Origin of the sequence: Vibrio genomosp. F6 (genome assembly GCF_005146325.1) — a bacterium.
Lineage (GTDB): Bacteria > Pseudomonadota > Gammaproteobacteria > Enterobacterales > Vibrionaceae > Vibrio > Vibrio cortegadensis.
The window spans coordinates 2,632-3,050 of the sequence record NZ_SYUT01000001.1 but is presented as its reverse complement, the minus strand read 5'-3'; positions in this window follow the sequence as shown (position 1 = coordinate 3,050).

The window sequence follows — 419 nt, the reverse complement described above, 5'->3', positions numbered from 1 at the left end:
AAACGGATAGTTCGAAACTAAACCATAGACAACAAAACGCACTTGGCTAAGAAGCGAAATGAGCTGATATTGGAGTCATTCGATTCGCCAGAATGACAAAGAATTCGAGCGAAAAACCTGACAGCAAAGTGCGCTGAAGCCACAACTTTCAATTAAGCCCCCACGAAAAAGAAGCCGCGCAAAATGAACTTGAGCCAGCAAAACTTACTAACGAGGAGACTTGCGTGACGTTGCAGCTAATTAACCGACACACATTCTACGTGCGATGGTCATTTTGATGGCAACTTTCACGAAACGAACAGGTGTGTAGCTTGAACGCAGAACAAAGATAAACGGATAATTTAACCCTTTGAATCTTATGCAATATAACGCCCAATTAAGGTGCGACAACGCTATAACACCAAGCTAAACCATTGCAC